The organism is Kribbella catacumbae DSM 19601, from assembly GCF_000372465.1.
GTDB lineage: Bacteria > Actinomycetota > Actinomycetes > Propionibacteriales > Kribbellaceae > Kribbella > Kribbella catacumbae.
The window spans coordinates 1-26,913 of sequence record NZ_AQUZ01000071.1 but is presented as its reverse complement, the minus strand read 5'-3'; the positions used below and the strand labels follow the sequence as shown (position 1 = coordinate 26,913).

The window sequence follows — 26,913 nt, the reverse complement described above, 5'->3', positions numbered from 1 at the left end:
TCAGTCAGTCACCAACAGCGGACCGGTGACATGGATAGCCCGCTTGAGGTTCAGCACCTCACCTTGCTCATGGCAACCAACCCGCAGGAAGCACCCGAAGGTCTTCCGCCCGAATGTGTACGGCCCGACTGAGTACGGCACCTCAGCGGCCAGCTGGTCGCCGGTCTCGATGTTGACGAAGTCCATCGACAGCCGATCCGGCCGCACGTAGTCCTGCAACAGGAACCCGCCCCGCCGAACGGCCTCCTCCAGCCCTTCCCGCCAAGCCTCTGGGTCGGTCTCATGCCCAACCAGTACGCCGGCACCGCCGTACTCGTCAGCCGGCTTGAGCACCAGCGAGGCCCGCCGCGCGAGGGCGTCGTCCAGCATCGAGGCGGTCACCAGCCGACTCCACGGGACGTGCTGACGCACGAGCTCCTGATCCTCGGGCGACAGCAGCTCGAGGTCCTCCCACAGCCAGGCGAGCACGAGCTTGTTCGCCAGCAGCCAGCTCGCCGACGAGGTGAAGAGCTTGGTCCTGCCCGACTCGACCGCGGCCTTGAGCGCCGCCTGGCCAGGGATCTGCGGCATGTCGGTGCAGACGAACAACCGGAAGACGGCATCCACCCGCCTGCCCTGGTTGACCAGCTCACCGTTCTCGTCCGCATCGAGCCAGAGCAGCGGCGCGACGTCGCCATCGATCCCCATCGCCGCGCCGCGCTCGACGAACGAGTCCAGCGAACGCACGATGGCGGCGATGTTGTCGCTGCCCGGGTACTCGCCCTCGGTCCGCAGTACGGTCGTCAGCCGGTCCCCTGGCTGCAACCCGAGCAGGTCGATGATCGCCCGGTAGCGGCCGTCGACCGGCGACGGTGGCGCGTCGACCCGCACCGGGATCTTGTGGTCGGCGAACATCGTCAGGAAGCGGGTCGAGACGCGTTCGGTGTCCCAGACGCAACCGGCCTCGCTGCCGATGTTGAACTCGACGAACTTCGGTACGCCGCCGCTGATCAGGATGTCCGGCCTGCCCGACTGGATCAGCTGCTCGCCGAGTACTTCGTCGTCGTCGAGGTACTCGATCAGCCCGTCCGGCGTGCCGAGCAGCTTGCGGAGCTCGCCGGCCGTCCTGGCCCGCCGCATCCCGGTCTCCAGGAGCAGTTGCAGCAGCCGATCCATCACCAGCCCGAGCTCGTCGTACACGCGCTGGTGGATCATCACCGGCCGGAGCGGACGCCAGGACCTGTTGAAGGTCAGCACGCCGCTGAAGACCTTCTTCCAGTCCTCCCGGCCGGCCGCGATCACCTGGTCTTTGGTTGCTTGCGGCAACCTGTCCCAGTAGTCGAGGAACGGGTCCATCAGCTCTCCCCCATGGTCACGAGCAACAGGCCGCCGGTCAGCGCGCCTTGGGTCAGGTTCACCACCCCGCCCGCACCGGGCGGCGAGAAGCGGGTGAAGACACCTGCCGGGATCCGGTCGAACAGGTACGTCGACACGCAGTACGAGACGTCGGCCTCGACCACCTCGCCCGTCTCCGGTTTGAGGAACTGCATCGTCAGCGGGTCGGCCTCGATCAGCTCCTGGATGATGTGCGGGCCCTCCGCGCCGTCGATCGCCGCGAGCCAGTCCTCCGGTGAGGTGAGTGGGCCGATGAAGACGCCATGGCCGCCGTAGTCGTCAGTCGGCTTGAACACGAGCCGTTCGCGCTCGTCGATCGCCCGCTGCCGCAGCTCGGGTCGATAGATCCACGTCCGCGGGATGTGCGCGCGGACGATCTCCGCATCCTCGGCCGGCAGTTGTTCGACGTCATCCCACAACCAGGCGAAGATCGTCTTGTTGCTCAACAACCAGACAGCCGTCGGCAGGTACATCCGGAAGGTCCCGGCCGCATTCGCCGCGTGCAGCGCCGCCATCCCGCCGGAGTCGCTGACGAACGTCGGCACGAACATCCGCCAGACCGCGTCGAGCGTCCGGTCGCCGGCCTTCAGCCGACCGTCCGCGTCCAGCGCGAGCCACTCGACCGGGTAGACGAGCAGGTCGACCCCCAGCTCCCGGCCCCGGTCGGCGAAGGGCCGCAGCCGGTTGATCATGTACGCCGCATCGTGCGCGCCGGGGTAGCCGCCCTCCGAGGTGTAGATCATCCCGGTGACCTTGCCCGGCCCGACATCGGCCCGGATCGCGTCGAAGCGGCCGTCGACCGCCGACGGCGCAGCAGCGGCATCCATCGCGGTGAACATCGGCTCCTCCCGGTAGACCTCCATCCACCGCTTGATCACGCCATCGGCGTCCAGTACTCCGCCCAGCGCGCTCTCGACGTTGCACTCGACCATCCGCGGCACCCCGCGTTCCAGCAGCAGGTCCGAGCGGATCGCGTTGATCAACCGGCCGGTCAGCGGCTCGCTGTCATCGATCAACTGGATCCGGTCATCCGGAACCCCCAGTACCGCGCGCAGCTCACCCGCGGTCCGCGCCCGGCGACGGCATGTGTCGAGCACGAGCTGCGACACACGAGCCGTGATGCGGTTCATCTCGGCGGCCCCGGCATGCGTCCCGACCGGCGAACGGAGCGGGATCCAGTTCTGGTTCTGCAGCGCGACGTCGTCGTAGACCTGTTGCCAATACTTGTGGCCGTAGGCAAGCAACTTCTCGCGAACAGCTTCAGGCAGCACCGGCCAGAGCTCCGCGGCGGATGGTCTCACTTCTCCTCCAGTACGCCGCGGATGGCCGCGACCAAGTCGTCTCGCCCAGGCTGGACAGCACGATCGAGCGCCAGCGCGAACGGCAACACAGCTCCGTCAGGTCGAGTGACCCGACGCGGCGGCGCGGCCAAGTCGAACCGCTCAGCAGCCACAGCCAGTACTTCGGCCGCGAACCCGCTGGTCCGATTCGAGTCGTCGATCACCACCAACCGCCTGGTCCGCGCGACCGACGCAGCGAGACCCTCGACGTCGAGCGGATAGACCGTGCGCGGATCGAACACCTCGATCGACGCCTCACCGGCCAGCTCATCAGCCACGGCGAGCGCATCCTGGACAAGGTGGCCCAAGGCAACAACTGTGACGTCGGAGCCGGCCCGCGCAACCCGGCCGACGCCGAGCGGTACCGGCGCCAAGGTCGAGAAGTCGACATCCTCACGGAAACCGAGCGCTCCCGCCGGCGCGAACACCACGACCGGATCGTCATCGCGGATCGCCGATAGCAGCAGCCCATACGCATCCGCCGGAGTCGACGGCACCACCGTCTTCACCCCGACATGCGCGAACAGGCTGTAGGGATGGTCGGAGTGCTGCCCGGCCCACCCGGTCCGCGACCCCGACCCCGGTACGACGTACGTGACCGGCACCTTGCACTGGCCGCCGGACATCAGCGAGAACTTGTGCGCCTGGTTCGCGATCTGCTCGAAGACGAGGAAGAGCAGCGACGGGATCTGGAACTCGATCACCGGCCGGAGCCCGGCCAGCGCCGCGCCGGTCGCGAAGTTGGTGAACGCCTGCTCCGACAGCGGAGTGTCGAGCACCCGCTCCGGACCGAACCGGCTGAACAGCCCTGCAGTCAGGTTGGAAGCGGCGGCCCGGATGTCCTCGCCGAGCACGAACACTCGCTCGTCGGCCTCGAGTTCATCACCCAGTGCGCGGTTGAGAGCCTTCAAATAGGACAGTTTGGGCATCAGTGAAACACCTCCGGCGACGCGTACAGGTACTGAAGAGCCGCAGCCGGATCGGGATGAGCGCTTCCCAGCGCGATCCCCGCCGCCGCGTCGAGCAGCGCCTCCACCTCGGCATCGACGGCTGCCCGATCCCCCGCAGTCAGCCGTGCGCCCTGGATCTCCACGGGGTCCCGCGACCATCCAGCGGCCAGTTCCTCGGCCGTGCGGTAGTTGAGCCGCGCCCGGTGCTCGAAGGTGTGATGCGCATCGAACCGGTACGTCGTGCACTCCAAAAACGTCGGGCCCTTACCGGCCCGGGCCCGGTCGACCGCGGCGGTCGTTGCTGCCAGCACCTTCTCCGGATCCTGGCCGTCGATCGTGAAGGCCGGGATGCCGAACGCCTTCGCCCGGCCGGTGATGCTGCCCGCGACCGCTGAGTCCACCGGCATCGTGGTGGCGTAGCCGTTGTTCTCGCAGACGAACAGCACCGGTACGCGCCAGAGCGCGGCCAGGTTGAAGGCCTCCAGCAACATTCCCTCGTTGACCGCGCCGTCACCGAAGAAGGTCACCGCGACGCTCGACCGGCCGAGTCGGCGCTGCGCCCAAGCGGCTCCGGTAGCGATCGAGCCGGCAGCACCGACGATGGCGTTCGCGCCCAGGATGCCCAGGCCGAAGTCGGCCGCGTGCATCGAGCCGCCGCGACCTTTGTTCAGCCCCGACTCCCGGCCCATCAGCTCGGCGAACATCCGGGCCGGGTTCACCCCCTTGGCCAGGACGTGCCCGTGTCCCCGGTGCGTGCTGGTGATCAGGTCGTCGGCCCGCAACGCGGCGCACACTCCGGCGGCGATCGCCTCCTGACCGACGTACGGGTGGATGCCGCCGACGATCTCGCCGGACCGGACGAACTCGATCGCGCGCTCCTCGAAGCGGCGGATCAGCCGCACGGTCCGGTAGAGATCGACGGTCATCAGGTCAGCCCTTGATCGCGGCGAGGATCGAGTCCCACAGCCGGGCGCGAGCGGCCAGCGCGGTGTTGATGGTGTCCGCGCACGCGTCCCACTTCGCCTGGTCGTCACCGCACAGGTCGGCGACCATCTGCATCGCCATCGGCGTGTGGAACTCGCCGTCCACCTCGATGTGGCGCTCCAGGTAGTCGACGAACGTGTTGAGCTTCTTGGAGCGCTCGTTCACCGCGACGACCTGGGTGAACATGTCCGGGATCAGGTCCTCCCGGCCGAACGCGAACGCGGCCGCCTGGCAATGCACGGGCGCGCTCTCGATGATGCTCCAGGTCGTACCGGCGAAGTCGATCGAAGCCTGCGGTACGCCGGCCGCCGCGAGCGACTCGACCACCGGGGCGCCACCGCGGAGCAGGTCGACCAGCTTCTCGATCGGGGTCGTGTCGGCACCGGCCTCCTTCATACCGTTGACGTACAGCTCGAAATGGCTGATGAAGCCGGCCTGCCCGTCGACCTCGAGCTCGTCGCTCTCCTCCACCATCACGATGTCGTTGATCAGCCGGCGGCTGCCGGTGTGCGCGGTCGGGATCCACGGCACCGTGACGCAGGTCAGTTCGCGCTGCAGCGACTTGAGCAGCGACATGAAGTCCCAGACGGCGAAGACGTGGTGCTCCATGAAGGTGACGAGCGACTCGTGCGTGTCCAGGTTGGCGTAGAGCGGGTGCTGCACGACCTTGTCGCGCGCGGCGCTGACGGCCTTCTCCAGCTGCTCGATGCCCGGGTGGGTCTGACCCCAGTCGTAACGTGACATGTTGCTTCTCCTTGTTAGCGGTCGGCCCAGAGAGTGGGGCAGAAGTCCGGGTCGGCGTAGTCAGGCGTGCCGTCCGGGGTCCGGCGGACCAGCGCGTCGTGGTTGTACGCCGCGAGGGTGCCGTCGGAGAGCGGGAACTCCCGGTAGGAGTTGCCGCCGTCCTGCAGGTGCAGCGAGGTCGCCCGGCGAGGGCGGTCACTGACGTTGGCTCCGCTGCCGTGGTACGTCCGGCAGTGGTGGAAGTTCATATGGCCGCGAGGGATCGTGATCGGCAGCTTGACCACCTCGACCCCGTTGAACTCGGCGTTCTCCGCGAGCATCTGGTCCAGCTGCGACTTGTCCCGGTCGGCGAAGTGCCGGACGACGGTGTCGTCCGCGCCGATCTCCTTCCACCGGTGACTGCCGTCGACCATCGTGATCGTGCCCATCTCCGGCGGGCAGTCGTGGAACGGGATGAACGCGGTCAGCATCCGGTCCGACGACGAGGACGACCAGTAGTGCTTGTCGAAGTGCCAGGGCACGATGTTCGACGGCTCGCCCTCGATCGGTGGCTTGTAGATCAGGGTGGACTGGAAGATCCGGATCTCGTCGACCTGTGCGAGCCGCGCGGCGACCGCACCGATCAGCGGCTTCCTGAGGATCTTCGCGAGGCCGTCGTGCTCGTAGTGCACGTAGTCGTTGTGCCGCTGGACATCGCCCTTGGACGGGTCCCAGTACGCGAGCTTCGGCGGCGCCACCGGAAGGTTCCGGTCGCGCTCGCCGGCGTAGTACCGCTCGCTGGCGTTGACCAGTTCGTCGGTCTCGTCGTCGGTGAGCAGCTTCTTGGACAGGTACCAGCCGTGCTCGTGGTAGAAGGCAACGTCTTCGTCCGACGGAAGCAGCTCGATCTCCTCGGCCGACAAGGTGAATTCCAGCCCGCTCATACCTCGACCCCCTGCAGTTCGCGCTCCTTGGCCTCGTACAGGGCCTTGATGTTGCCGCTGCCGAACGTCATCGCTCCGCGCCGTTCGATGATCTCCAGGAACAACGTCCGCCGGACGTGCATCGACTCGGTGAAGATCTGCAGCAGCTGTCCCCAGTGGTCGCGGTCGACCAGGATGCCGAGCTCCTCCAGCGCCTCGATCGGCGTCTCGACCTCACCGACGCGATCCGGCAGCGCCCGGTAGTACGCCGAGGGCGAGGCGAGGAAGTTGACGCCACGCTCCTTCAGCGTGCTCACCGCCTCGACGATGTCGCTGGTCCGCAAGGCGATGTGCTGGACGCCGGCGCCCGCGTGCCAGCTGAGGAAGTCGTTGATCTGTCCCGGCCGGCGGTTCGGGTCGGGCTCGATCAGTGTGAAGGTGACGTGCTTCGACGGGCTCTGGACGACGGTCGACTCCATCCCCTGGCCGGCCACCTCGATGTATTCGTCGAAGATCGGCAAGAAGCCGAAGACGTTTTCGTAGAACTCCACGGTCGGCTTCAGCTGGCCGGACGGTACACAGATGGCCAGGTGGTCGATCTCGCTGAACAGCTTCTCGTCCGGGCCCTTCGACGGCTCGGTGATCTGGATGGCGCCTGGCAGGAACTCCCGCCGCGGCCCGTGCCGCTCGACCAGCCGGTGGATCACGTCACCGAAACCGGCGACCTCCGCGATCACCACGGTGGTCTCCTGCCCGTCGGTGTAGGTCACCGGCTCGGCCACCGACTCGGCGCCCCGGGCAAGCAACTCGGTGTAGGCCACCGAGGCGTTGTCGACCTCCAGGCCCACCACGGCGACGCCGTCGCCGTGTCGCTGGACGTACGCGGCAGCGGGGTGGGTGGAGGCCAGCCCCGAGGTCAACACGATCTGTACGGCGCTCTCCCGCAGCAACAGCGAGCGCTGGTCGGCCAGGCCCGTCTCCGGTCCGCCCTGCCCGTGCACCTGCAGGCCGAAGGCGTGTGCCAGGTAGAACGCCGCCTGCTTGGCGTCGCCCACGTACAGCTCCACGTGGTCGATCCCGTAGATCTCCATCACCAGACCTTCCCCTCACTCTTGATCTCTGTGCTCGGAGGTCCGAACAGCAGGCTGACGTTCTGGCCGCCGAAGCCGAACGAGTTCGACAGCGCGTACTGCGGCCGCGCCTCGCGCGGCTCCTTGCGGACGTGATCCAGCGGACAGGCCGGATCGGGGTCATCGAGGTTGTACGTCGGCGGCACCAGGCCGGTCGCCACCGCCAAGGCACTCGCGGCGGCCTCCACCACCCCGGAGGTGCCGAGCATGTGACCCGTCAGCGCCTTCGTGGAACTCACGGCCGGCCCGGATCCCCTGAACGCAAGGCCGATCGCCACGGACTCCGCGGCATCACCGAGCTTGGTGCTCGTGCCGTGCGCGTTGACATAGCCGACCTGCTCGGGCGAAACGTTGCCGCTGGCAAAGGCCTTCCCCATGCAGGCGGCGGCTCCGGTACCGTCCGGACGCGGCGCGGTCGGGTGGTGCGCGTCCGCGTTCACGCCGTACCCCGCGACATCGGCGTACCCGCGAGCGCCGCGCGCAGTCGCATGCTCGGTGCTCTCCAGGACGAGCAGTGCTGCTCCCTCCGACAGCACGAACCCATTCCTGCGCAGGTCGAACGGGCGACTCGCCTCGGTCGGGTCGTCCCAGTTCCGCGCGAGCGCGCGGGCATTGGCGAAGGTCTCCGCGAAGGTCGGGAACAGCGGCGCCTCGCTGGCTCCGCAGATCACCACATCCGCTTCACCACTGCGAATCAGCCGTACGCCGTCCGCGATCGCCTGCGCGCCGGATGCGCACGCAGTACCGACTGACGAGGTGTAACCGCGGATGCCGAACCGGATGGCGACCCGGGCCGCGGGCATGTTCGGCAGGATGCCGGTCAGCAGATAAGGGCTGACCGCCGCGCGCCCGCGCTCGGCCCGGGCAAGTACCTGATTCTCCAGCGTCGCCATCCCGCCGACGCCGCCGATGATCACGCCGATGCGGTCAGCTTCGACGTTCTTGCCGACCACCAGTCCCGCATCGGCCAGTGCGTCCTGAGCAGTCAGCTGAGCAAGGATCACCGTCCGATCCATCACCTTGCCGTCCGGCCCACTCGCGATCGCCCCGGCATCGAAAGCAGGCAAGAAGCCTGCCAGCTCAACCGAGTTCGCCACCGGGTGGTCAGCCGGTGGCCGGCTGATGCCCGACTTCCCGTGCAGCAGGGCGCCGAAGACGTCCTCTACTCCACGGCCCACGGGCGTCATCAGCCCCATCCCGGTGATCGTCACGGCAGTCATGACGAGACCCCGGACAAGCGCTCTTGGCGGAGTGCGACCTTGCGGACCTTGCCGGTGACGGTGACCGGCACCTCGTCCTCGCCGACCACGCTGATCCGGCGCAGGGTGACGGCGACCTCTTGGCCGACGGCTTGGAGGATCCGCTCGTCCCGGTCTTTGATCGGAGCGGCGTTCGCGGGGAGTTCCAGCAAGATGTCGGTCACGAAGCTGCCGTCTTCCTGGACGATGATCACCGTGCAGTCCTGTACTTCGGGAAGCGCGGCGAGGATGCGTTCCTCGGACATCGACGTGTAGAGCTGCGGACCGTCGAAGCCGGCGACGGCGTCGGGGACACGGTCCAGGTGGAAGTAGTGGCCGGTCTCGTCGCGATAGACCAGGTCGCCGGTCAGGAACCAGCCGTTCAGACGGAACTTGTAGGTGTTGACCGAGTCGTTCCAGTACCCCGGTGAAACGCTCGGCGACCTGAAGCCGAGCAACCCGACCTTGCCCGGCGGGAGCTCCTCGCCGGCCGAGTCGAGCACGGTTGCTTCAGCGAACTGGTACGGCTTGCCGATGCACCGGCCGTAGTGCTCGCTGTCGATCGTGTGGGTGATGTGGAACCCGTTGTGCCCCATCTCGCTCGACCCGAGCCCGTCGACGAAGTGCGAGCCACGCACCGTCGTACGACCCTCGCGGGTGACCGTCTCACGGGTGCCGACGGCAACGAGTTTGCGGATGTGCGGCTCGTGCGCGCAGTCGCCGGTGTTGAACCACATCCGCACCGAGTCGAGATCGTGGACGCTCAAGTCCTCCCGCGCCAGTCCCGCCCAGGTGACTGCGAACCCGTAGACACCGTGCGGTTTCCACCGTTCGATCTGCCGCAGGACCGTCGGCGCGTCCTGGCTGGACAGCAGCAGCATCTCGGCGCGGTTGCCGAGCACCTGGTTGACCATCAGGATCGTCGCGGTGTGCGGGATCGGAAGCGCATTGAGAATCCGGTCCGTGCCCTGCGCCTGCGGCATCGTGAGCAGGTGCTTCAGCGCGGCGTACAAAGTCGTGTGGGTGTGCATCACCGCCTTCGGCACGCCGGTCGTACCGGAGGTGTGGGTGATCGCGATCGGGTCGTCCGGATGATGCCGGTAGTGCTCCGGCGCCTTGGCCGGATCGCCGCTGCCGAGTTCCTGCGGCTCACCGAGGATCGGTGCCTCACGCAACAGTTCTCTGTGCTCGGCATCAGCCAGTACGCCGGTCACGCGCAGCCTGCGGATGTACTCCTCCGCGATGGAGGGCGCCATCTTGCCGTTCATCAGCGCGGGGATCGCCCCGACGCGAGTGAGCGCCAGGAAGCTCAGCACGATGTCGGCGGCCTCGGTCGCCCAGATCGCGATGACATCCCGCCGGCCGATGCCCTGGTCGCGCAGCCACGAAGTACGTGCCTGGACCCGGTCGTCGAGTTCGCCCAAGGTGAGCGGATGTTCGGCCGGGAACTGATCGACCGCCGTGTCGAACGTCAGCCCCGGACCGGCCAGGTCAGCGCCGTGCGCGATCACCGTCGCCAGTATGTTGCCGGCGCCGATCGCCGGGTCGGCGGCCAGTTGGGCTCTCAAACTCTTCACAACGCATCTCCCCCACTCACCAGCATGGCCTCGGCGGTGCCGCCGGTGGCCGCCTGTTCCACAAGCACGACGAGGACCTGGTCCGCGTCGCCGTCCGCGATCAGCAGTGCTGCCTGGTCCAGCCCGGTCGTGCGTGCCTCACTGGTGGGGCTGAGGCAGACGACCGGTCCTTGCAGGCCCCACCGGGCCGCGACATAGCCGGCCACGCTGTTCGGGACCGACTGAAAGAAGTAGAGCGGGCCGACTCGCTTGCCATCGGCAACCGTCTGTCGAACGTGCTCCGCGCTGACCCGGTCGCCGGTCCGGGTGACCAGTACGACCGCAGTCCGTGCTGGGGCAGGCGGTTCGCCGTACACGGGCTGCAGGCAACGATCGGCCACGACAGCCACCAGTGGGCTGAACGATGACGCGACGAAGCCGGGCAGTGACGGAGGACCTGCCGCTACGTCGTCACCCGGCTGCGGCCAGATTCCGGATACTTGGTTCATCCAGCACGCACCAGCAAGGCCGTGTTGGCGCCGCCGAACGCGGCATTCAAAGTCAGCCCGTACTGCGCTGTCGCGGGCCGGGGCGCATCCAGGATCAGATCCAGGTCGCACTCGGGATCACGCGTCGTGAAACCCGCGTTGACCGGGAGCTTCCCCTCACGCAAGGCCTGCACGGTCAATATCAGCTCCAGCAGCCCAGATGCCTCCAGCGCGTGCCCATGCACGGCTTTCGTCGAGCTGACCGGTACGTCGCTGTGGAACACGGTCCTGATCGCCGCAGCCTCGGATGCGTCGCTGAACCCGGTCCCGGTCGCGTTGGCGTTGATGTAGCCGACCACCTCCGGCGGGAGGTCCGCCTTCCGCAGCGCGGCCTGGATCGCTGCCTCCAGACCGTGTCCGTCGGGAGCCGGCTGACACGGGTGATAGCCGTCGCCCGCCCTTCCCCAACCGACGATCTCCGCCAGGCCCTCGCCACGCTGCAGCACGATGGCTGCCACGCCGTCGCCGAGCAGCAAGCCCTTACGGTCAAGGCTGAACGGCCTGACGACTCCGTCCGACGACAACGCCCGGCCGGCATCGAACAACGCGAATTGGTCCGACTCGACCAAATAGCCGGCCGCGACGACGATTCGGTCGGCGTACCCGCGGCGGATCAGCGCGGCCGCGTCAGCGACCGCAGTGCTGGCTGAGACGCAGGCGCTGGTGTAGATGCGAGCCGCTCTGGAGGCCAGGGCGCGGACGCCAGAGCGGCCGTGAACCGCAAGAAACAAAGGGGTTGTGGCTCGTTGTGCCACCGTCAGACCAGCTTCGGCACAGGCCTCGGTGACGGCGTCAAGCAACTCCTCTTCCAGCGACCGCACATCGGCGAGCGTCGCTGCCCTGCTGACCCGGCGGTTGCTGGTGTCGAACCGCCGGACGTCGGTGAAGGCCGGGGCGCCGGGCAGGGCTGCCGCCAGTTGCGCCTCGGCACCACGGCCGAGTGCGCTCAGGACGGACAGCCCGGTGATGGAGATCCGCTGGTCAGACATGGCTCTTGAGCGCTTCCGCGAGCACGCGGACGGCGTCGTCGATGGTCCTGATCCGGTCCAGCTGGTCATCGTCGAGTTCCAGCTCGTAACGCTGCTCGACCTGATGAGCCAGCCAGGCCAGTTCCATCGAGTCGATCCGTTCGCGGACCTCACCAGCCGGGCGGTCACCCAGCGCTGCCAGCCAGTCCACGATCTCGGCTCTCCCGGGCGGAGGGAAGCTCATCAGACCTGCTGCGCTACCCGGCCGGCCACCGCGGTGGTGAACTCGCCCACCGTCATCAGGGCCAGCTCCTCGGACTCGTCGTCGGAGAACCGCACGCCGAACCGGTCCTCGACCCGGACCGACAGGTCGGCCAGCGCGAGCGACTCCAGGTCGACACCGGCCGGGCCGAGCGTGGTCTCGTCGTCGATCCCCTCGACGTCGTAGTTCATGTCCTGCAGCTGTGCGAGGACGAACTCGCGAACCTCTTCCCTCATCGGGATACCTTCTTCCTGTGAATCAGCGTCCGGGCACCGATCTGGCTCCCGTGCACGTCTGGCTGAACCCCGCCGAACGCGACCACCGATCGGCGGCCCACGCCCTGCTCCTCGACCTCGCCGGCACCCTGCTCGAAGGCACCCCGGTACTGCGCCACGACGCCGCCGGCGGTCCCCACGTCGACCCGCTCTGGGTGAGCATCAGCCACAGCCGGCGGCTCGTCGCCGTCGCCGCCAGCCTGTCGGGCCCAGTCGGCGTAGACCTCGAGGACCGCTACCCCCGGGACATCACCGCCCTGGCCCACCGCTGGTTCGCCCCCGCCGAACTCACCTGGATGGCCGGCCAGCCCGAAGAACTCGAGGCTTTCCTGCACCTCTGGACTGCGAAGGAAGCGGTAGGCAAGGCCCTCGGCACCGGCCTCCGGAACTCTGGGTTGCGCCGGGAGCTGGCTCTGCCCGGCGGACCCGTTCCGTCCGAGCCGCAGCTCACCTTGGCGCATGTTCCGGTTCGGGCCGACGCGGTGCTGGCTGTTGTAGTACCGACGGGCGTCCGGACCATCGAGGTCTCTGAGCATCACGGTGCTGCTTTGCGGAGTACTGCGGTGTCCCGGACGAGTTTTCCGGTGGTCGTGCGAGGCAGCTGATCGAGCACCCGGACACTGCGCGGGCGTTTGTACGACGCCAGCAGCTGCGCCAGGTCGCCCTCGATGCGAGCGACGTCGCGGTTTTCGTTCAGCTGGACATAGGCGGCGATAGAGCCGTCGTGGACGACGACCGCGGCCTCCACACCCCGCAACGTGCCGAGCGTGTACTCCACCTCGGTCAGGTCGACCTTCAGCCCGCCGACCGACACCTGCGAGTCCAGCCGGCCCTTGATCGACACCAGCCCGGTCTCCGGGTCGACGACACCGGCGTCCTTGGTCCGCAACCAGCCGTCGGCCCAGCGACCCGGATCGGACAGTCCCAGGTACGGCGACTCCGGCCGCCGGATATGCAGCTCACCATCCACAGCCCGTACTTCGATGCCGGGCGCCGGGCGGATCGCCGGCCGGTGCGCGCCGAACAGGTCGGTCCCGATCACCCCGACCTCGGTCATCCCGTACATGTTGCCCAGCGGTACGCCGTACTTGTCCTCGAAGGCAGCTGAGATCGCGGCCGGCACCAGCTCGCCACCCGTCGTCATCCGCTTGAACTGCGGCAGCGGCGGCGGCTCCTTGACCGAGGCGAGCAGCCCGAGGTGGAACGGCACCCCGAGCACGGTCGCCGGGCTCTTGCCGCTCGCGATCGCCTGGACGATGGCGTCACCGGTCAGCCGCGCGGGTGGGACCAGCTCGACACCGGCGTGCAGGCCGTACATCAGCCCGCCCACCAGACCGAGCACGTGCACCATCGACGGCAGCAGGATCACCCGCTCGCCCCGGAGCGGCACGCCCTCGAGCTGCGTGTACCGCAGTACCTCCTCGACCAGGTCCTCGACGGTCCGCCCGATCACCTTCGAAGGCCCGGTCGACCCCGAGCTGAGCTGGACGACGGCGTGCGCGGTGTTCGCGGTGTGACCCGAGTAGCTGGCCACGTCGGTGTCGATCTCCACGAACGTGCGCAGACCCGACACGACCGGCCCGTCCGGCGATACCACCACCTGCGGCACCAGCCGCTCGATCGCCCGGCGTACCTCGTAGTCGGTCAGCCGGTGATCCAGCAGGATCGCTTGCCCACCGCTACGCCAGATCGCCAGCAAATGGGTAACGAATGCCATTGACGGCGGTAATCGCAATGCGGCGGCACCACCCGGGCGCAAACCCGATGCCGCCAATTCGGACTGCCTGTCCCGGACCAGCCGGCGCAGCATTCCGCGATCAATTGGAGTGGGGAGTCTGAAACAGATGTCGCCGGCCGCACCGGTCAGCAACACGTCATCGACCCATTGGGCACCCATAGTGGTTCCGGGCACCACGACAGTACCGTCCATGGTCATCCGAGCTCCGAAGTTCGCCTTGAACACAAAGGATTCAGAGCACCAGTCCCCCACCAAGGCCTGGCGATGACGTGACGATACGACACGATTACGCGGTCCCGCTATGGACCGAAAGTGATGAGTTCGCTACCCTTCGCGACGTGGTCCGGATCGCTTTTCTTTCGCCGCCGGATCAGCGATGCTGCTCCGTTTCGAAGCCGCCAGAAATCAAACACCCGGCCAGCGCGCAAACCGGTCAGCCAAATACCACCGGTTAGCTGTTACGTTCAAAAGCAAACTCGCGAAGGGTTCCCCGCGCGGAATTCAAAGAACTGTTTGCCGACCTGTTCCGGATCGGCACCGGCAGAATTTTTTCAGATTCTGCGCTGCCACTCCTCGCTCTGCTCGACCGGCCGGAACCCGAGCCGTTCGTTGACCGCGTTCATCGCGGTGTTCTGCTCGGCGTTCCAGGTGTGCACGACCAGCCGCTCGGAGTGGCTGCGCTGCAGTTCGAGATGGTTGCGGACCTTCAGCGCCAGCCCGAGCCGGTGCCCACGATGCGCCGGCGCCACCAGCGTCCCCGACTGAAAGGCGTTGACCGGGTCATGACTGGACAGGTAAAGCTCAGTGTTCCCGGCCAGCGTGCCGTCCGGCGCGATGGCGACGGTAGCCCAGCCAGTGCGGCCCTGCGCGCGGGCATGCTCCTCCCTGGAACGCACCCGGTCCGCGTCCCAGACCTCGGCCTCCACCTCCAGCTCACCCTGTGGCGACTCTGTCATGAACGTGCTCTCGAGGGCCGCATATGCGTCGACCAGTTCGTCTGGGCAGCGGTCCTGCCAGGAGACGAGGCGATAGCCGCGGTGATGCTCAGCGACCTCGGCGGCCAGCTTCTCGAGGAAGACCTGCTCGAGTGGCAGCTCGAGAATCCGGTGCATCTCGACGTTGGCCACCGTCAGTCCGTTGGCCCGTGCGAAGGCCTGACCGGCCGCCACACCACCGAGCGGGGCAGTCACCTCGCTATGGACGACCGTGCGGCCGTGGTACGCCGCTCTGTCCCCGGCCACTCTGACCAGCGCGGACCCGTACCCCTGCCGACGCCGCTCCGGCGGGACGTTGATGTCCACCGTGATGAGGCTCGGGTTGTCCTGCAGCGGCAGCTCGACCCACAGGACTCCGGCGATCTTCCCGGTCTCGTCCCGAACGGCCCACATTTCCTTGCCCCAGTACGGCGACTCGCGCAGTATGCCGGCCCGCATCTCCTCGCGGGTCCAGACGACGGCAAACTCACGGCCGGCTGTCGCGCCGGCCTCCATGACGTCGTACCACTCGTCGAATGCTGCCGGGTCCCGCGGGTCGGTGCGCTCTATGCTCACCCGTCTGACTGTAGGGACCCGGCGAGCGCGAGAGCCAACGGTTTAAGAGTGCTGATCCCGTTCGCGTTCGGCCGCGATCTCGTCGAACACGTCGGCGTCCCCTGGCATGGTCTCGATCGTGGGGAAGGCCATCAGATGGGCGGCGAAGTCATGGTTACCGCCGGTCAGCCTGCGGTACTCGGCAATGTCGATGACGACGGCAACCTTCTCACCATGGCGCGTAATAGCCTGCGGCCCGTCGCTTTCCACGGCGCGGAGCACCTCGCTGAAGCGTTGTTTCGCTTCCTGAACCTGCCAGCTCATGGAACCTCCCAATGGCGCCATTCTGTCTAGACAGTCCAGATCACATCCTATGCAGGGGCGCTGAGTTTTCCGAGCGCGATGGCGACCCGGCCGCCGGCTTCCGCCAGAGCCACGCGGGCCTCGCCGACCGGACTGCCCGTGAGGAGGTGCACCAGGGCGGGCTTGAGCTCGCCGTCGGCGTCGGCCAGGGCGGTCGCGCAGGCCTCGGCGTCCGCGCCGGTGGCCTCGGCCAGGATCCGCAGCATCCGGCCGCGGAGTTTCTGGTTCGTCGCGACCATGTCGACCATCAGGTTCGACCAGGTCCGGCCGAGTTTGATCATCAGCGTGGTCGAGAAGCTGTTCAGGATCATCTTCTGCGCGGTCCCGGCCTTCAGCCGGGTGGAGCCCGCGATCACTTCGGGCCCGGTGTCCGCCGCGATCACGATGTCGGCCAGCGGAGCCAACGGCGCCGACGGGTTGGACGTGACCAGGGCAGTGATCGCACCGACGGCACGAGCGGCCCGCAGAGCGCCCGCGACGTACGGCGTACTGCCTGAGGCCGCGAGGCCGATCACGATGTCACGAGACGTCACAGCGGCCGCGTCGGCGGCGCCGCCTTCCTCGGAGTCCTCGACGTTCTCGACAGCGCGCAGGAGCGCCTCCATGCCGCCCGCGTGGTGCGCGACCACCAGGTCGTCGGGGGCATGGAAGGTCGGCAGCAGTTCGGCCGCGTCGAGGACCGCCAGGCGGCCGGAGGTGCCGGCGCCGAAGTAGTGCACCCGCCCGCCGTTGCGGACGGCTTCGACGGCGGCATCCACCGCGCGAGCCAGTTCTGGGATCACGGCACCGACCGCACCGGCGACTCTGGCGTCCTCCGCGTTGACCATCCGGAGGATCTCGGTGGTGCCCACCGCATCGATCGCGAGCGTCCTGGGGTTGCGCTGCTCCGTGGGTGTGATCACAGCTACGATGTTAGTTTCCTACTGAAGGATTTTCAATTCTGTTGATCATTGACAGAACTCTTCAGTCGATGCCCGCGAACCGCGATCGCGGTCTCCTCCAGCGCCTTCCGCGCGTCCGGCATCACCGACTGCGCCACCCCGATGAACAGGCAGTCGATCACCATCAGCTGGGCGATCCGGCTCGACATCGCGCCGGAGCGATAAGTCGTCTCGCGAGCGGCCGTGGTGAGCACAAGATCTGCGGTCCGGGCCAGCGGCGAGCGGGGAAAGTTCGTGATGGCGACCGTGGTGGCGCCGTGCTTGGCGGCCTCCTCGAGCGCCTCGACGACCTCGACCGTCGTACCGGTGTGGGAGATGCCGATCGCGACATCGCCCTCACCGAGCAGCGCGGCACTCGTCAGCGCGACATGCACGTCCGACCAGGCGAACGCGACCCGGCGGATCCGGTGCAGCTTCTGCTGCAGGTCGAGCGCGACGAAGGAGCTCGCGGCGGTGCCGTACAGGTCCACCCGCGGCGCCTTGGCGACCGCGGCGACGACCTTGCTCAGGGCCTCCACATCGAGCTGCTGAGCGGTCTCGCGGACCGCCCGTTCGTCCGCGAACGCGACCTTGCCGACGACATCGGCCAGGGAGTCCCCCGGCTCGATGTCACCGCCCACCTCTGGCCGGATGTTCTCCGTAGCCGACTGAGCCGCCAACTGCAGGCGGAGCTGCGGATAGCCGGGGACGCCGATCTGCTTGCAGAACCGGATGACCGTGGTCTCCGAGGTGGATGCCACCTCGGCCAGTTCGGAGATCGTCATCGCCGCCACTCCGCCCGGGTCGGCGAGGACCGCGTTCGCCACCCGCTGCTCGGCCGGCGCCAGCGCAGGCATCACCGCGCGGACCCGGACCAGCAGCGGCCCCGTGGGTTCTGGAGAGGTAACTGAAGTCATGACGCCACCGTACGGCGATTAAGCACCGAGCGGGGTCACCGACGCGAAAGTCTCCAACCAGAAGCGACAAATGATTCAGGCGTTCGTTCTCCGTCGAAAAGTACCTGACGGCCCGAGGAGATCTTCACGCTATCTACATAAACGCCCCGGCCCTGGTAGAGCGGGTCGGACGTGTAGCGCCACCGCAACGTCTGGTCACCGGCGCCAAGATCCGAGGTCGCCTGGTGCCAGTGCCGGTCACCGGACCCGCTGATCGTGCCGTCGGTGTCGATCACCGTCCCGCGGTCCTGAACCGTGAAGGGCACCTTGGTCCAGGTGGTCCCGTCCACGGAACTCTCCAGATACAGCAGATCCGAGTCCTCGGTGTCCACGAACAGGTCGAACGACACCTTCGCCCCGGCAGCCGGTACGGCGACCTTGGCCGCGAGCGTCGTCGTACTGGCGTCCGTGGTCCCGGAGAACCACGCATCCTTGCCGTGCCTAGGCCCAACACCCAAAGACAGCGCCAGCCCTTGTACTACGGCCCTGCGGGCAGGGTTGTTGCTGCCCCAGCTGCGACTCGGGTGGACCCGGTTGCTCAGCAGGATCGCGAACGACCGCGAGTCGAAGTCGATGACGACCGACGTCCCCGTGTAGCCCGTGTGGCCCGCGGTACGGGGTCCGGACAAGCCGCCCATGTACCAGCGCTGGTTCAGCTCGAACCCGAGTCCGTGGTCGTTGCCCGGGAAGGCCTGGTTGAAGTTGGTGATCATCGCGGTGACGGAGTCCGTCTTCAGGATCCGCGCGCCGCGATAGCTGCCGCCGTTGAGGAACGTCTGCGCCAGCACGGCCAGATCATCCGCGGTCGAGAAGACGCCGGCGTGCCCGGCGACGCCGTTGAGCGACCAGGCGTTCTCGTCGTGCACCGAACCCCAGACCATCCCGCGCGGGGGTGACGCCTGGTACTCCGTCGCGGCGATCCGCGGCTTCTTCTTCTCGTCCGGGTTGTAACCGGTGTCGCGCATCTGCAGCGGCTTGGTGATGCCGTCGGCGACAAGCTTGTCCAGCGGCTTGCCGCTGACCCGGTGCGCCAGCTCGCCCAGGGCGATCAGGTTCAAGTCGCTGTAGAGATAGGTGCCGCCCGGCGGGTTCTTCAGCTTCGCCGTCAGCGCTGCCTGCATGCGCAGCTCGGGCGTCGGCTGACTGCTCCACAGCGGCAGGAACGCGGGCAGCCCGGTCGTGTGGGTGAGCGCTTGCCGGACGGTGATCGCGGCCTTGCCGTTCTCGGCGAACTCCGGCACGTAGGTCGCGATCGGGGTGTCCAGGCCGACCTTGCCCTTCTCGACCTGCTGCATCACCACGATCGAGGTGAACAGCTTCGAGACCGAGGCCATGTCGAAGATGGTGTCGGTACGCATCGGGATCTGCTGGTCGGCAGGCAACTCGGTGCCGTTGCCATCGGCGTACTTGACCGCCAGGCCGGTCGCCTTGCGGGTGACCACCTTGCCGTCGTGGCCGAGCAGCGTGACAGCACCGGCGTACAGGGGTTTGACGGTGCCGGTCGGCTTCGTCCAGCCCTCCACCTGGGTGAGCGCGGTGTCGATCGGCGCGGGGTCGAGACCGGCCTTCGCCGGAGTCGAGTCGCGGAGCAGCGTCGACTTTTGCGCATAGCCGTCGTACGGGCGGTCGAAGCTTCCGGCCTGATGGTTGCCGTTGGCAACGGCTGCTACTGGGGTCACGGCGACAATCATGATGGTCGCGACGAGCGCGAAGCGGCTTGGGGCGAGCATGACCGACCCTTCAGGTAACTAAATTGCGACATAGTCCACCACCCAGGAAAGTTACCCACCCCTGAGGGCGCGGTCAAGGCCTCTCGCCACTGGGCCCACCTGAAGCAAGCTGGTATCTAAGTAGGATTCAATCAACGTAAGATTGAATCTACCTTTACCAAGCGTGGAGCCGGTCCTGATGAGGTTCAACGGCAGGGCGGCGCCGGGTGGGTAAGTCGCGCCTGGTTCAGGAGTTCTGCGACCGTTCCGGTCTGCCCTACGTCGTGTTCCAAGCGACCAGGGGACGTAATCCGGTGGCAGAACGGGCGGACTTCACCTCAACGTTGTCAACCTCCGCCCTCCCTGGAGCAGAGTTGATAGCCGGGCTCCAGGCCGGCGACTGGAGCCAAGCACTGCGCTCCCTCGCTATCGCACTTCCGGACGATGCGCCGAGTATCGCGGTAATCGACGAGGTGCCGTGGCTGGTGGAGCGGGATGTCGAGTTCGAAGGCGCGCTGCAGACGATCTGGGATCGGCACCTGTCGGCCAAGCCTGTCCTGCTCATTCTGGTCGGCAGCGACTTGTCAGTGATGGAGTCGCTGCAGTCCTCTGGCCGCCCCTTCTTCGGGCGGGCTGCAAAGATGACCGTGCGGCCCCTACATCTAGCCGACGTGCAGGCTATGACGGGTACGGATGCTGCGGACGCAGTGGACGCCCTGCTGATTACCGGAGGCTTCCCGGAGATCGTCCAGTCGTGGCGGCCGGGGATGAGCCGTACAGAGTTCCTCCGGGACGCTGCCAGCAACCCGCTCTCACCACTGTTGGTGGCAGGCGAACTTTCGTTGCTAGGAGAGTTTCCTGAGGCCTCTCACTCGCGCGGGGTGCTGGAAGCAGTTGGTGCCGGCGAGCGAACTTTCTCCAGCGTCGCCGCGCAAACTGGTGGCGCAGGTGCGATGCCGTCCGGGACGCTGTCTCCGCTCTTGAACACGCTACTGTCCAAGCAGGTTCTAGCCGCTGACCTACCTCTGTCCGCCAAGGCCGATAGCAAGAACAAGCGTTATCGCGTCGCTGATCCGTATCTTCGATTCTGGCTGGCCTTCTTGCAGCGGGGGATCCCGCTCATCGAGCGCGGCCGCGGCGACCTGGCGCTGGAACGCATCGAGCGGTCATGGACGACCTGGCGCGGTCGTGCCGTCGAGCCGATCATCCGCGAATCGCTGCTCCGGCTACTGCCCGACGAGCGGTGGCCGCAAACCGAGGCGGTGGGTGGCTGGTGGAACCGACAGAACAACCCGGAGCTCGACCTGGTTGGAGCCGACCGCGAACCCGTGGCGAGTGCGGTGCACTTCGTCGGGTCGATCAAGTGGCTGGAATCCCAGCAGTTCAGCGGACGCGACTACCAGGCCATGGCCCGGGACGTGCTTGCCGTACCTGGCACCGACTTGGACACGCCGCTTGTCGCCGTGTCCCGCTGCGGTGTCGAGGATGGTTTGCCACTCGCCGCGCAGTGGGGCCCCGACGACCTGGTCCGAGCCTGGCAGTAGCGGTCTCGCCGACGTCGTCTGGCGTCGGCGAGACCGGTAGTCGCTCACTTCACCGGTGATCTCCCTTGTACAGCAGGTACTTCGCGCGGCGCGCGGTCCAGGCCCGGGTCTCCGGCTGCCAGGCCGCGACGATCTCCTCGGCCGACGCACCCGCGGTGAACATCGTCCGGAACCGGTCCGAGCCGGTCAGTAGGTCGATCCACCGGCCGGGCGGGTTCTCGGCCCGCCAGGCGAACTGCGGGTACAGCCGCTTGGCCTCGATCATCATGTGGGTCGCTGCCAGGATCGGATCGACCCGATGCGGGTCGGTGATGTGCAGCTGCACCCCGCCACACAGCAGGTTGGCGTTCTTGCTGATGAACGGGGTGAAGTACGCCTCGCGGAACTCGATCCCCGGCACGTTCTTCGTCCGCAGCGCCTCGGCCCAGCGGTAGTCGATGTACGGCGCGCCGATCAGCTCGAACGGCCGGGTCGTGCCGCGGCCCTCGGAGAAGTTGGTGGCCTCGAACAGGCACGTGCCCGGGTAGAGCAGGGCGGTGTCCGGCGTCGGCATGTTCGGGCTCGGCATCACCCAGGGCAGGCCGGTCTCGGCGAACAACTGGTCCCGCTTCCAGCCCTTCACCTTGATCACCTGGAGGTCCTGGACCACCGGGCCACCGGTATCGAGGGCGAGGTACTCGGCGTTGAACAGCCGGGCCAGCTCGCCGACGGTCATGCCGTGCTGCTGAATGATCTCTTCCTTGCCGACACCCGAGGTGTAGCCGGGCTTGAGCATCGGGCCGCGGGCGTAGCCGCCGACCGGGTTCGGGCGGTCCAGCACCACGAACTTCTTGCCGGTGTTGGCGGCGGCCACCATCGCCTCGTACATCGACCAGATGTAGGTGTAGAAGCGCGCGCCGACGTCCTGGATGTCGAAGACGACGGTCTCCACACCGGACTTCTGGTAGAGCGTGGCGAGCTTGGCCGCGTTGGCGCCGTACGCGTCGTAGACCATGATCCCGGTCCGCGGGTCGACGTGGTCGTTCTCGGAACCGCCGGCCTGTGCGCTTCCGCGGAACCCGTGCTCGGGGCCGAACACCGCGACCACGTTGACCTTGCCGGACGCGTGCATGGTGTCGACGACGTGGCTCAGGTCGTTGAGGATGCCGGTCGGGTTGCTGAACACCCCGACCTTCTGGCCGGCCAGCGCCTTCCAGCCGTCATCGGCCAGCACCTGCGCGCCGGTCTTGATTCCCTTGCGCTTGGTGGGTTCAGCGGCAGCAGCCGCCTGGACGTCGATCAGCGGTGCGGCAGCGAGTGCACCCGCACCGGCCAGCAGACTGCGGCGCTTCATCGGTTCTCCCTCAGGGCTTGAAGTACAGGTCGGTGACGATCGGGCGGTGGTCGCTGGCCTCGGTTGTGCCGGGACTCGCGGGGACGGCGGCATGGTCGACGCGGAAACCAGTGCCCACGGCAACGAAGTCGATCCGCTTCACCGGGGCCACCGCCGGGTACGTCGACGGGCTGCCAGTGGTGGCCGTAGCAACCAGCCAGCCGTCATCGAGGCGGCGCCAGAGCTTGGCGAGTTCGGGCGCTTCGTGTTCGGCGTTGAAGTCGCCGACCAGGAGCTGCAGGTCCTTCTTGCGGTCCCGGGCGAGGATCTTCACGGTGTCCTCGACCTGCGCCAGCCGAACCGCCGGGTCGGCGCGGTAGTCGAGGTGGGTGACGTACACGTGCAGACGGCGGCCTCGCACCTCCACCTCGGCTTCCAGGAACCCCGGCATCGGTGCGGGCACCGGATTCGGGTCCTGGGTGGAGAGCCTGGTGATCTCGTGATTCTCGGACCGCTGCACCGGGAAGCGCGAGAGCACGCCCACGCCGTACTGCCGGCGCGGCCGGCTGGCGGCGGGCGGGTCGAGGTCGTAGATCGGCGCGAACGCGAGGTGCATGCCGAGCTTCTCCGCGAGCTCCGCGATGGTGTCGCGCCACTCGCTGCGGGCACCCCACGCCACGTCCACCTCTTGGAGTCCGATGATGTCCGCGTTCAGCGCCTTGATCGCCTGCGCAGTGCGTTCCAGGTCGAAGACGTTGTCCTCGCCCGCACCCGCGTGGATGTTGTACGACGCTACCGTCAGGCGGGTCTCGTTCGAGAGCTCGAGACCGTGGCCGAACGGGTGCAGCACCTTCGTGGGATCGGCCGCGGTCGGGATGTCGACGGGGAGCTTGCCGGTGGGTGCGAGTTCGCCGTACAGGACTTTGGCCAGGGCCTTCATCGAGACGGCGGCATACGAGTACGTCGCCAGGGTGGTGCCGGCCGTGGGGAAGTAGGCGACGTCGTACGGGTCTCGGACGGCGACGACGATGACCGGGCGGCCGGTGGCGAGCAGTCCGTTGACGAGCTTCTGCTGTTTGGCTTGCTTGTCGGTGACCTCGGTGTCCCAAGCCTTCATCGTGAGGACGACGGTCAGGTCGGCCTGCTGAGCCGCGGCGAGGGCGTCGTCGATCTTGGCGTCTGTCGGGGTCGCGCCGGTGTCCTTGACGGTCGTGATCGCACCGCGCTGCTGGAGCGCAGTACCGAGCACGGTCGGGGTGTAGCCGGCGATGAGCACCTTGCGAGGTGCCGGTGAGAGCGGGAGCAGGCCGGCTTCGTTCTTGAGCAGGGTGGTGGTGTGGTCGGCGATGTGCTGAGCCATGGCGTAGTTGGCCGGAGTACCGACGACCTTGGTGACGCGGGCGACGTCGACGTACGGGCGGTCGACTACTCCGGTCTTCAGCTTGAGCTTGAGGATCCGCTCGACGCTCTGGTCGATCCGCTGCTCGCTGATCCGTCCGCTCCGCACCGCTTGCAGGACGGAGTTGTAGGCGAGGTCGGGCTGGACCGGCATCAGGAGCTGGTCGACGCCGGCTTCGAGTGCCCTGAGTGGGATCTCGGCATCGCCGTACTTGTCGCGGACACCCTTCATGCCGAGCGAGTCGGTGATCACCACGCCGTCGAACCGGAGCTCCTCACGCAGGATGCCTGTCATGATCGGCCTGCTCAGGGTCGCCGGATCACCGGACGGATCCAGCGCCGGTACGACGATGTGCGCGGTCATGATCGAGTCGATGCCGGCCTTGATCGCTGCCTCGAACGGCGGCCGGTCGATCGCGTTCCACTGCTCGCGGGTGTGGTTGATCACCGGGATGCCGGTATGGCTGTCGGTCGCGGTGTCGCCGTGGCCCGGGAAGTGTTTGGCGGTCGAGACGATCCCACCGTCGCGCTGGTAGCCCTTGACCTGGGCGGCCGTCAGTTGCGCGACGAGCTCGGGGTCGCTGGAGAAGGAGCGGACGCCGATCACCGGGTTGAGCGGGTTGACGTTGACGTCGGCGACCGGCGCGAAGTCGGTGGTGACACCGACGGCCTTGAGTTCGCGGCCGCCGATGCCACCAGCGGTCCGGGCGAAGGCGGCCGACCTGGTGGAACCGAGCGCCATCGCTCCGGGGAACTGGGTGGCGGGAGGACCGACCCGGAACACCACACCGTGCTCCTGGTCGGTACTGATCTGCAACGGAATACCCTTGTTTTCAAGGGCTGCCGCCTGCAGGCCGTTGGAGAGTCTGGCGATCTGCAGCGGGTCCTTGACCGAGTCGGTCCAGGCGAAGTAGATGACGCCACCGAGGTGGTACTTGCGAACCACCTCGGCCGGAGTCGCTACGCCGTACAGGCTCGTGTTGCGGGGGTCGGCCGTGTCCGCCGTCGGCCCGTAGGCGTAGCAGACGAACAGCTGGCCGACCTTCTGCTCCAGCGTCATACTGCGCAGGGTGTCGCGGACCCACCTGCTGCTGGCGGCTTGCGCCGGGCCCGTCGCTGCGACCGTAGTACCGGCTACGGCTGCGGCGGCGAGACCCAGGGTTTGTCTGCGGGAGAACTCCATCGGAGTCACCAGGTCAGTCCGTGGCCGAACTTGTAGAGCGGCGTGGCGGGCTGCCCCGCCACCGGGATGTCGACCGGGAGCTTGCCGGCCGGGCTGACCTCGCCGTACAGGACCTTGGCGAGCGACTCCATCGAGACCGCCGCGAAACCATAGGTGGCCACGTACGTCGGCGCCGCGGTGAAGTAGGCGATGTCGTACGGGTCGCGGACGGCCACGACGATCACGGTCTTGCCGGTTGCGAGCAGGTCCTTCACGAGCTTCTGCTGCTTGGCATTCGGGTCGACGACCCTGGTGTCCCAGGCCTTCTGGGTGAGGACCACGGTCACGTCGTTGGCCTGCGCCTTCGTCACCGCGTCCGTGATCGCGGCGTCGGTGGGCTGCGCGCCCGTCTGGGCCACAGTGGTGGTGGCACCCCTGGTGGCGAGACTGTTGGCCAGGGCCTGGGTCGTGGTGACTCCCCAGCCGGTGACGAGAACCTTGCGCGGGGTGTTGGCCAGCGGGAGCGTGTTGGTGTCGTTCTTGACCACCGTGACGGACTTGTCGACGATCTTCTGCGCGGTGGCCAGGCTGGCCGGCGTACCGACTGTCGTGGCGATCTTGGCCGGGTCGACGTACGGGTGGAACATTGCGCCGTTCTTGAGCTTCATCAACAGGACGCGCAGCACGCTCTCGTTGACCTGACGCTCGCTGATCCGGCCCGACTTCACCGCGTCGACGACGGCCTTGAACTGAACGTCCGGCGCCGGCGGCAGCAGCAACTGGTCGGCCCCGGCCTCGATCGCCCGGACGGCCACCTCGGCGTCGCCGTACTTCGACCGCACCGCGGCCATCTCGAGCGCGTCGGTGATCACGAGCCCCTTGAAGCCGAGCTGGTCACGCAGTACGCCGGTCAGGATCGGCTTGCTCAGCGTCGCCGGGTCACCCGACGGGTCGAGCGACGGTACGACGATGTGCGCGGTCATGATCGAGTCGATGCCGGCCTTGATCGCGGCCTTGAACGGCGGCGCGTCGATCGTGTTCCACTCCTCCAGGGTGTGGTTGATCGTCGGCAGCGAAGTGTGGCTGTCGTCGCGGGTGTCACCGTGGCCGGGGAAGTGCTTCGCGGTCGCCATGATGCCGGCGTCGTTCTGGTACCCCTTGACCTGCGCGGCCGTCATGTCCGAGACGAGCGTCGGGTCGCTGGAGAACGAGCGGACGCCGATCACCGGGTTGAGCGCGTTGACGTTCACGTCGGCGACCGGGGCGTAGTCCTGGCGGATGCCCATCGCCTTCAGCTCACGCCCGGTGATGCCGGCCGCGGTCCGCGCGTCCTTGAGGTCCCGGCTCGCGCCGTGGGCCATGTTGCCGCCGAACTGGGTGGCAGGCGGGCCGATCCGGACCACCACCCCCTGCTCCTGGTCGGTGGCGATGGTCAGCGGCACGCGCAGGCCGGTCTTGAGAGCGGCTTGCTGGAGCTGGTTGGAGTACGTCGCCAGCTGGGTCGGGTTCTCGACGTTGCCGCGCGCGCTGAAGTAGATCCAGCCACCCGGCTTGTACTTCGCGATCACCTCAGCCGGCGTCGCCACGCCGTACAGGGTGGTGTTGCGCGCATCCGGCTTGCTCGCGTCCGGCCCATAGGCGAACAGCACGAACATCTGCCCGATCTTGTCCTCGAGCGTCATCCCCTGCAGAGCCTTGCTGGCCTGCTGCAGGTTGGTGAACGCCGCGGACTGCGGCTCGGGTGGTGGAGCACTGACAGCAACAGCCGGCGCAAGCGAGGCGATGGTCGCAAGACCGAGGCTGGCAACAGCAAAACGGCGCAAGGCGGACATGACCGACCCCTCAGGTAATTGAATTACAACCGTGCCCCCGCACGCGAAAGTTACCCACGGACCCGAGGCGGGGTCAAGAGGAAACCCACACCTCATCCAACCACCCGATGACCAACCCCGCGGATCAATCGCTTGAACAACCTCCCCCACGCAGGCTCCTCCGTCGCCTGCTCCCGCCC

At 67.5% G+C, this 26,913-nt stretch carries 24 protein-coding genes; 2 read left to right on the top strand and 22 right to left on the bottom strand.

Annotation, left to right across the window (positions count from 1 at the left end; translation table 11 throughout):
* From A3ES_RS0140560 to A3ES_RS0140500, 13 genes are read right to left on the bottom strand one after another with little or no spacing between them, the layout of a single operon-like run.
* Positions 1–1,335 carry a hypothetical protein gene (locus A3ES_RS0140560; protein ID WP_020392574.1) on the bottom strand — a complete coding sequence of 445 codons (1,335 nt, stop codon included), beginning with the start codon at positions 1,333–1,335 and terminating at the stop codon, positions 1–3.
* On the bottom strand, positions 1,335–2,675 hold the full coding sequence (locus A3ES_RS0140555) for an ATP-grasp domain-containing protein (protein WP_020392573.1): 1,341 nt from the start codon (positions 2,673–2,675) through the stop codon (positions 1,335–1,337). The genes A3ES_RS0140560 and A3ES_RS0140555 overlap by 1 nt, the downstream gene beginning before the upstream one ends.
* The gene (locus A3ES_RS0140550) at positions 2,672–3,643 is read right to left on the bottom strand and encodes an alpha-ketoacid dehydrogenase subunit beta (protein ID WP_020392572.1); all 972 of its coding nucleotides are present in this window, start codon (positions 3,641–3,643) and stop codon (positions 2,672–2,674) included. The genes A3ES_RS0140555 and A3ES_RS0140550 overlap by 4 nt, the downstream gene beginning before the upstream one ends.
* Complete coding sequence (locus tag A3ES_RS0140545; RefSeq protein ID WP_020392571.1) at positions 3,643–4,590, bottom strand: thiamine pyrophosphate-dependent dehydrogenase E1 component subunit alpha; 948 nt, start codon at positions 4,588–4,590, stop codon at positions 3,643–3,645. The genes A3ES_RS0140550 and A3ES_RS0140545 overlap by 1 nt, the downstream gene beginning before the upstream one ends.
* Before the next feature lie 4 nt (positions 4,591–4,594).
* Positions 4,595–5,392, bottom strand: a complete 798-nt coding sequence (locus A3ES_RS0140540) for a DUF3050 domain-containing protein (RefSeq protein WP_020392570.1) — start codon at positions 5,390–5,392, stop codon at positions 4,595–4,597.
* Between the two features lie 14 nt (positions 5,393–5,406).
* Positions 5,407–6,315: a phytanoyl-CoA dioxygenase family protein gene (locus A3ES_RS0140535; RefSeq protein WP_020392569.1), complete on the bottom strand. Its 909-nt coding sequence runs from the start codon at positions 6,313–6,315 to the stop codon at positions 5,407–5,409.
* Positions 6,312–7,385 (bottom strand): 4-hydroxyphenylpyruvate dioxygenase, encoded by a 1,074-nt coding sequence (hppD, locus tag A3ES_RS50165; RefSeq protein ID WP_020392568.1) that lies wholly within the window; start codon positions 7,383–7,385, stop codon positions 6,312–6,314. Before hppD ends, A3ES_RS0140535 begins: the two co-directional genes overlap by 4 nt.
* Entirely contained in the window at positions 7,385–8,644 is a 1,260-nt protein-coding gene (locus tag A3ES_RS0140525) for a beta-ketoacyl-[acyl-carrier-protein] synthase family protein (RefSeq protein ID WP_020392567.1), read from the bottom strand. Before A3ES_RS0140525 ends, hppD begins: the two co-directional genes overlap by 1 nt.
* Positions 8,641–10,239: a class I adenylate-forming enzyme family protein gene (locus A3ES_RS0140520; RefSeq protein ID WP_020392566.1), complete on the bottom strand. Its 1,599-nt coding sequence runs from the start codon at positions 10,237–10,239 to the stop codon at positions 8,641–8,643. Before A3ES_RS0140520 ends, A3ES_RS0140525 begins: the two co-directional genes overlap by 4 nt.
* A complete protein-coding gene (locus A3ES_RS0140515) occupies positions 10,236–10,727 on the bottom strand; it encodes a beta-ketoacyl synthase chain length factor (RefSeq protein WP_020392565.1) in 492 nt (163 codons plus the stop codon). The genes A3ES_RS0140520 and A3ES_RS0140515 overlap by 4 nt, the downstream gene beginning before the upstream one ends.
* Positions 10,724–11,755 carry a beta-ketoacyl-[acyl-carrier-protein] synthase family protein gene (locus tag A3ES_RS0140510; protein ID WP_020392564.1) on the bottom strand — a complete coding sequence of 344 codons (1,032 nt, stop codon included), beginning with the start codon at positions 11,753–11,755 and terminating at the stop codon, positions 10,724–10,726. Before A3ES_RS0140510 ends, A3ES_RS0140515 begins: the two co-directional genes overlap by 4 nt.
* Positions 11,748–11,978 carry an acyl carrier protein gene (locus A3ES_RS0140505; protein WP_026163661.1) on the bottom strand — a complete coding sequence of 77 codons (231 nt, stop codon included), beginning with the start codon at positions 11,976–11,978 and terminating at the stop codon, positions 11,748–11,750. Before A3ES_RS0140505 ends, A3ES_RS0140510 begins: the two co-directional genes overlap by 8 nt.
* Positions 11,978–12,232 (bottom strand): acyl carrier protein, encoded by a 255-nt coding sequence (locus tag A3ES_RS0140500; protein ID WP_020392562.1) that lies wholly within the window; start codon positions 12,230–12,232, stop codon positions 11,978–11,980. The genes A3ES_RS0140505 and A3ES_RS0140500 overlap by 1 nt, the downstream gene beginning before the upstream one ends.
* 17 nt (positions 12,233–12,249) lie before the next feature.
* On the opposite strand from A3ES_RS0140500, the gene A3ES_RS53175 reads away from it, so the two are divergent.
* Entirely contained in the window at positions 12,250–12,876 is a 627-nt protein-coding gene (locus tag A3ES_RS53175) for a 4'-phosphopantetheinyl transferase family protein (protein WP_085955607.1), read from the top strand.
* Here the strand turns inward: A3ES_RS53175 and A3ES_RS0140490 are convergent.
* The 6 genes from A3ES_RS0140490 to A3ES_RS0140465 form a co-directional block, all read right to left on the bottom strand.
* A complete protein-coding gene (locus A3ES_RS0140490) occupies positions 12,807–14,168 on the bottom strand; it encodes a class I adenylate-forming enzyme family protein (RefSeq protein WP_085955608.1) in 1,362 nt (453 codons plus the stop codon). The two genes, A3ES_RS53175 and A3ES_RS0140490, sit on opposite strands and share 70 nt — an antisense overlap.
* Positions 14,169–14,560: 392 nt before the next feature.
* The gene (locus A3ES_RS0140485; protein WP_026163659.1) at positions 14,561–15,559 is read right to left on the bottom strand and encodes a GNAT family N-acetyltransferase; all 999 of its coding nucleotides are present in this window, start codon (positions 15,557–15,559) and stop codon (positions 14,561–14,563) included.
* A 42-nt stretch (positions 15,560–15,601) separates the two neighbouring features.
* Positions 15,602–15,862 (bottom strand): type II toxin-antitoxin system Phd/YefM family antitoxin, encoded by a 261-nt coding sequence (locus A3ES_RS0140480; protein WP_020392558.1) that lies wholly within the window; start codon positions 15,860–15,862, stop codon positions 15,602–15,604.
* Between the two features lie 47 nt (positions 15,863–15,909).
* Complete coding sequence (gene murQ, locus A3ES_RS0140475) at positions 15,910–16,803, bottom strand: N-acetylmuramic acid 6-phosphate etherase (RefSeq protein ID WP_020392557.1); 894 nt, start codon at positions 16,801–16,803, stop codon at positions 15,910–15,912.
* Between the two features lie 32 nt (positions 16,804–16,835).
* On the bottom strand, positions 16,836–17,738 hold the full coding sequence (locus A3ES_RS0140470) for a MurR/RpiR family transcriptional regulator (RefSeq protein WP_026163658.1): 903 nt from the start codon (positions 17,736–17,738) through the stop codon (positions 16,836–16,838).
* Between the two features lie 35 nt (positions 17,739–17,773).
* Complete coding sequence (locus tag A3ES_RS0140465; RefSeq protein WP_020392555.1) at positions 17,774–19,507, bottom strand: serine hydrolase domain-containing protein; 1,734 nt, start codon at positions 19,505–19,507, stop codon at positions 17,774–17,776.
* A gap of 206 nt (positions 19,508–19,713) precedes the next feature.
* Here A3ES_RS0140465 and A3ES_RS0140460 point away from each other — a divergent pair, with 206 nt between their 5' ends.
* Positions 19,714–21,030: an ATP-binding protein gene (locus A3ES_RS0140460; RefSeq protein ID WP_026163657.1), complete on the top strand. Its 1,317-nt coding sequence runs from the start codon at positions 19,714–19,716 to the stop codon at positions 21,028–21,030.
* A 49-nt stretch (positions 21,031–21,079) separates the two neighbouring features.
* On the opposite strand, the gene A3ES_RS0140455 is transcribed toward A3ES_RS0140460, so the two are convergent.
* Genes A3ES_RS0140455 through A3ES_RS0140445 form a run of 3 tightly spaced genes read right to left on the bottom strand, consistent with a single transcriptional unit; the run spans position 21,080 to position 26,734 of the window.
* Positions 21,080–22,363 (bottom strand): exo-beta-N-acetylmuramidase NamZ family protein, encoded by a 1,284-nt coding sequence (locus tag A3ES_RS0140455; protein ID WP_020392553.1) that lies wholly within the window; start codon positions 22,361–22,363, stop codon positions 21,080–21,082.
* A 10-nt stretch (positions 22,364–22,373) separates the two neighbouring features.
* Positions 22,374–24,923, bottom strand: coding sequence for a glycoside hydrolase family 3 N-terminal domain-containing protein (locus A3ES_RS50155; protein ID WP_157631020.1), 2,550 nt, complete (start codon positions 24,921–24,923; stop codon positions 22,374–22,376).
* Positions 24,924–24,928: 5 nt separating this feature from the next.
* Entirely contained in the window at positions 24,929–26,734 is a 1,806-nt protein-coding gene (locus A3ES_RS0140445) for a glycoside hydrolase family 3 protein (RefSeq protein WP_020392551.1), read from the bottom strand.
* Between the last annotated feature and the right edge of the window lie 179 nt (positions 26,735–26,913).

Bases quoted from the DNA above. Each gene is read 5' to 3' on its own strand.
- A3ES_RS0140545 (WP_020392571.1), bottom strand. From the start codon at position 4,590: ATGACCGTCGATCTCTACCGGACCGTGCGGCTGATCCGCCGCTTCGAG.
- A3ES_RS0140540 (WP_020392570.1), bottom strand. From the start codon at position 5,392: ATGTCACGTTACGACTGGGGTCAGACCCACCCGGGCATCGAGCAGCTG.
- A3ES_RS0140550 (WP_020392572.1), bottom strand. From the start codon at position 3,643: ATGCCCAAACTGTCCTATTTGAAGGCTCTCAACCGCGCACTGGGTGAT.
- A3ES_RS50155 (WP_157631020.1), bottom strand. From the start codon at position 24,923: ATGGAGTTCTCCCGCAGACAAACCCTGGGTCTCGCCGCCGCAGCCGTA.
- hppD (WP_020392568.1), bottom strand. From the start codon at position 7,385: ATGGAGATCTACGGGATCGACCACGTGGAGCTGTACGTGGGCGACGCC.
- A3ES_RS0140500 (WP_020392562.1), bottom strand. From the start codon at position 12,232: ATGAGGGAAGAGGTTCGCGAGTTCGTCCTCGCACAGCTGCAGGACATG.
- A3ES_RS0140470 (WP_026163658.1), bottom strand. From the start codon at position 17,738: ATGACTTCAGTTACCTCTCCAGAACCCACGGGGCCGCTGCTGGTCCGG.
- A3ES_RS0140445 (WP_020392551.1), bottom strand. From the start codon at position 26,734: ATGTCCGCCTTGCGCCGTTTTGCTGTTGCCAGCCTCGGTCTTGCGACC.
- A3ES_RS0140510 (WP_020392564.1), bottom strand. From the start codon at position 11,755: ATGTCTGACCAGCGGATCTCCATCACCGGGCTGTCCGTCCTGAGCGCA.
- A3ES_RS0140455 (WP_020392553.1), bottom strand. From the start codon at position 22,363: ATGAAGCGCCGCAGTCTGCTGGCCGGTGCGGGTGCACTCGCTGCCGCA.
- A3ES_RS0140560 (WP_020392574.1), bottom strand. From the start codon at position 1,335: ATGGACCCGTTCCTCGACTACTGGGACAGGTTGCCGCAAGCAACCAAA.
- A3ES_RS0140490 (WP_085955608.1), bottom strand. From the start codon at position 14,168: ATGGGTGCCCAATGGGTCGATGACGTGTTGCTGACCGGTGCGGCCGGC.
- A3ES_RS0140505 (WP_026163661.1), bottom strand. From the start codon at position 11,978: ATGAGCTTCCCTCCGCCCGGGAGAGCCGAGATCGTGGACTGGCTGGCA.
- A3ES_RS0140515 (WP_020392565.1), bottom strand. From the start codon at position 10,727: ATGAACCAAGTATCCGGAATCTGGCCGCAGCCGGGTGACGACGTAGCG.
- A3ES_RS0140535 (WP_020392569.1), bottom strand. From the start codon at position 6,315: ATGAGCGGGCTGGAATTCACCTTGTCGGCCGAGGAGATCGAGCTGCTT.
- A3ES_RS0140465 (WP_020392555.1), bottom strand. From the start codon at position 19,507: ATGCTCGCCCCAAGCCGCTTCGCGCTCGTCGCGACCATCATGATTGTC.
- A3ES_RS0140525 (WP_020392567.1), bottom strand. From the start codon at position 8,644: ATGACTGCCGTGACGATCACCGGGATGGGGCTGATGACGCCCGTGGGC.
- A3ES_RS0140480 (WP_020392558.1), bottom strand. From the start codon at position 15,862: ATGAGCTGGCAGGTTCAGGAAGCGAAACAACGCTTCAGCGAGGTGCTC.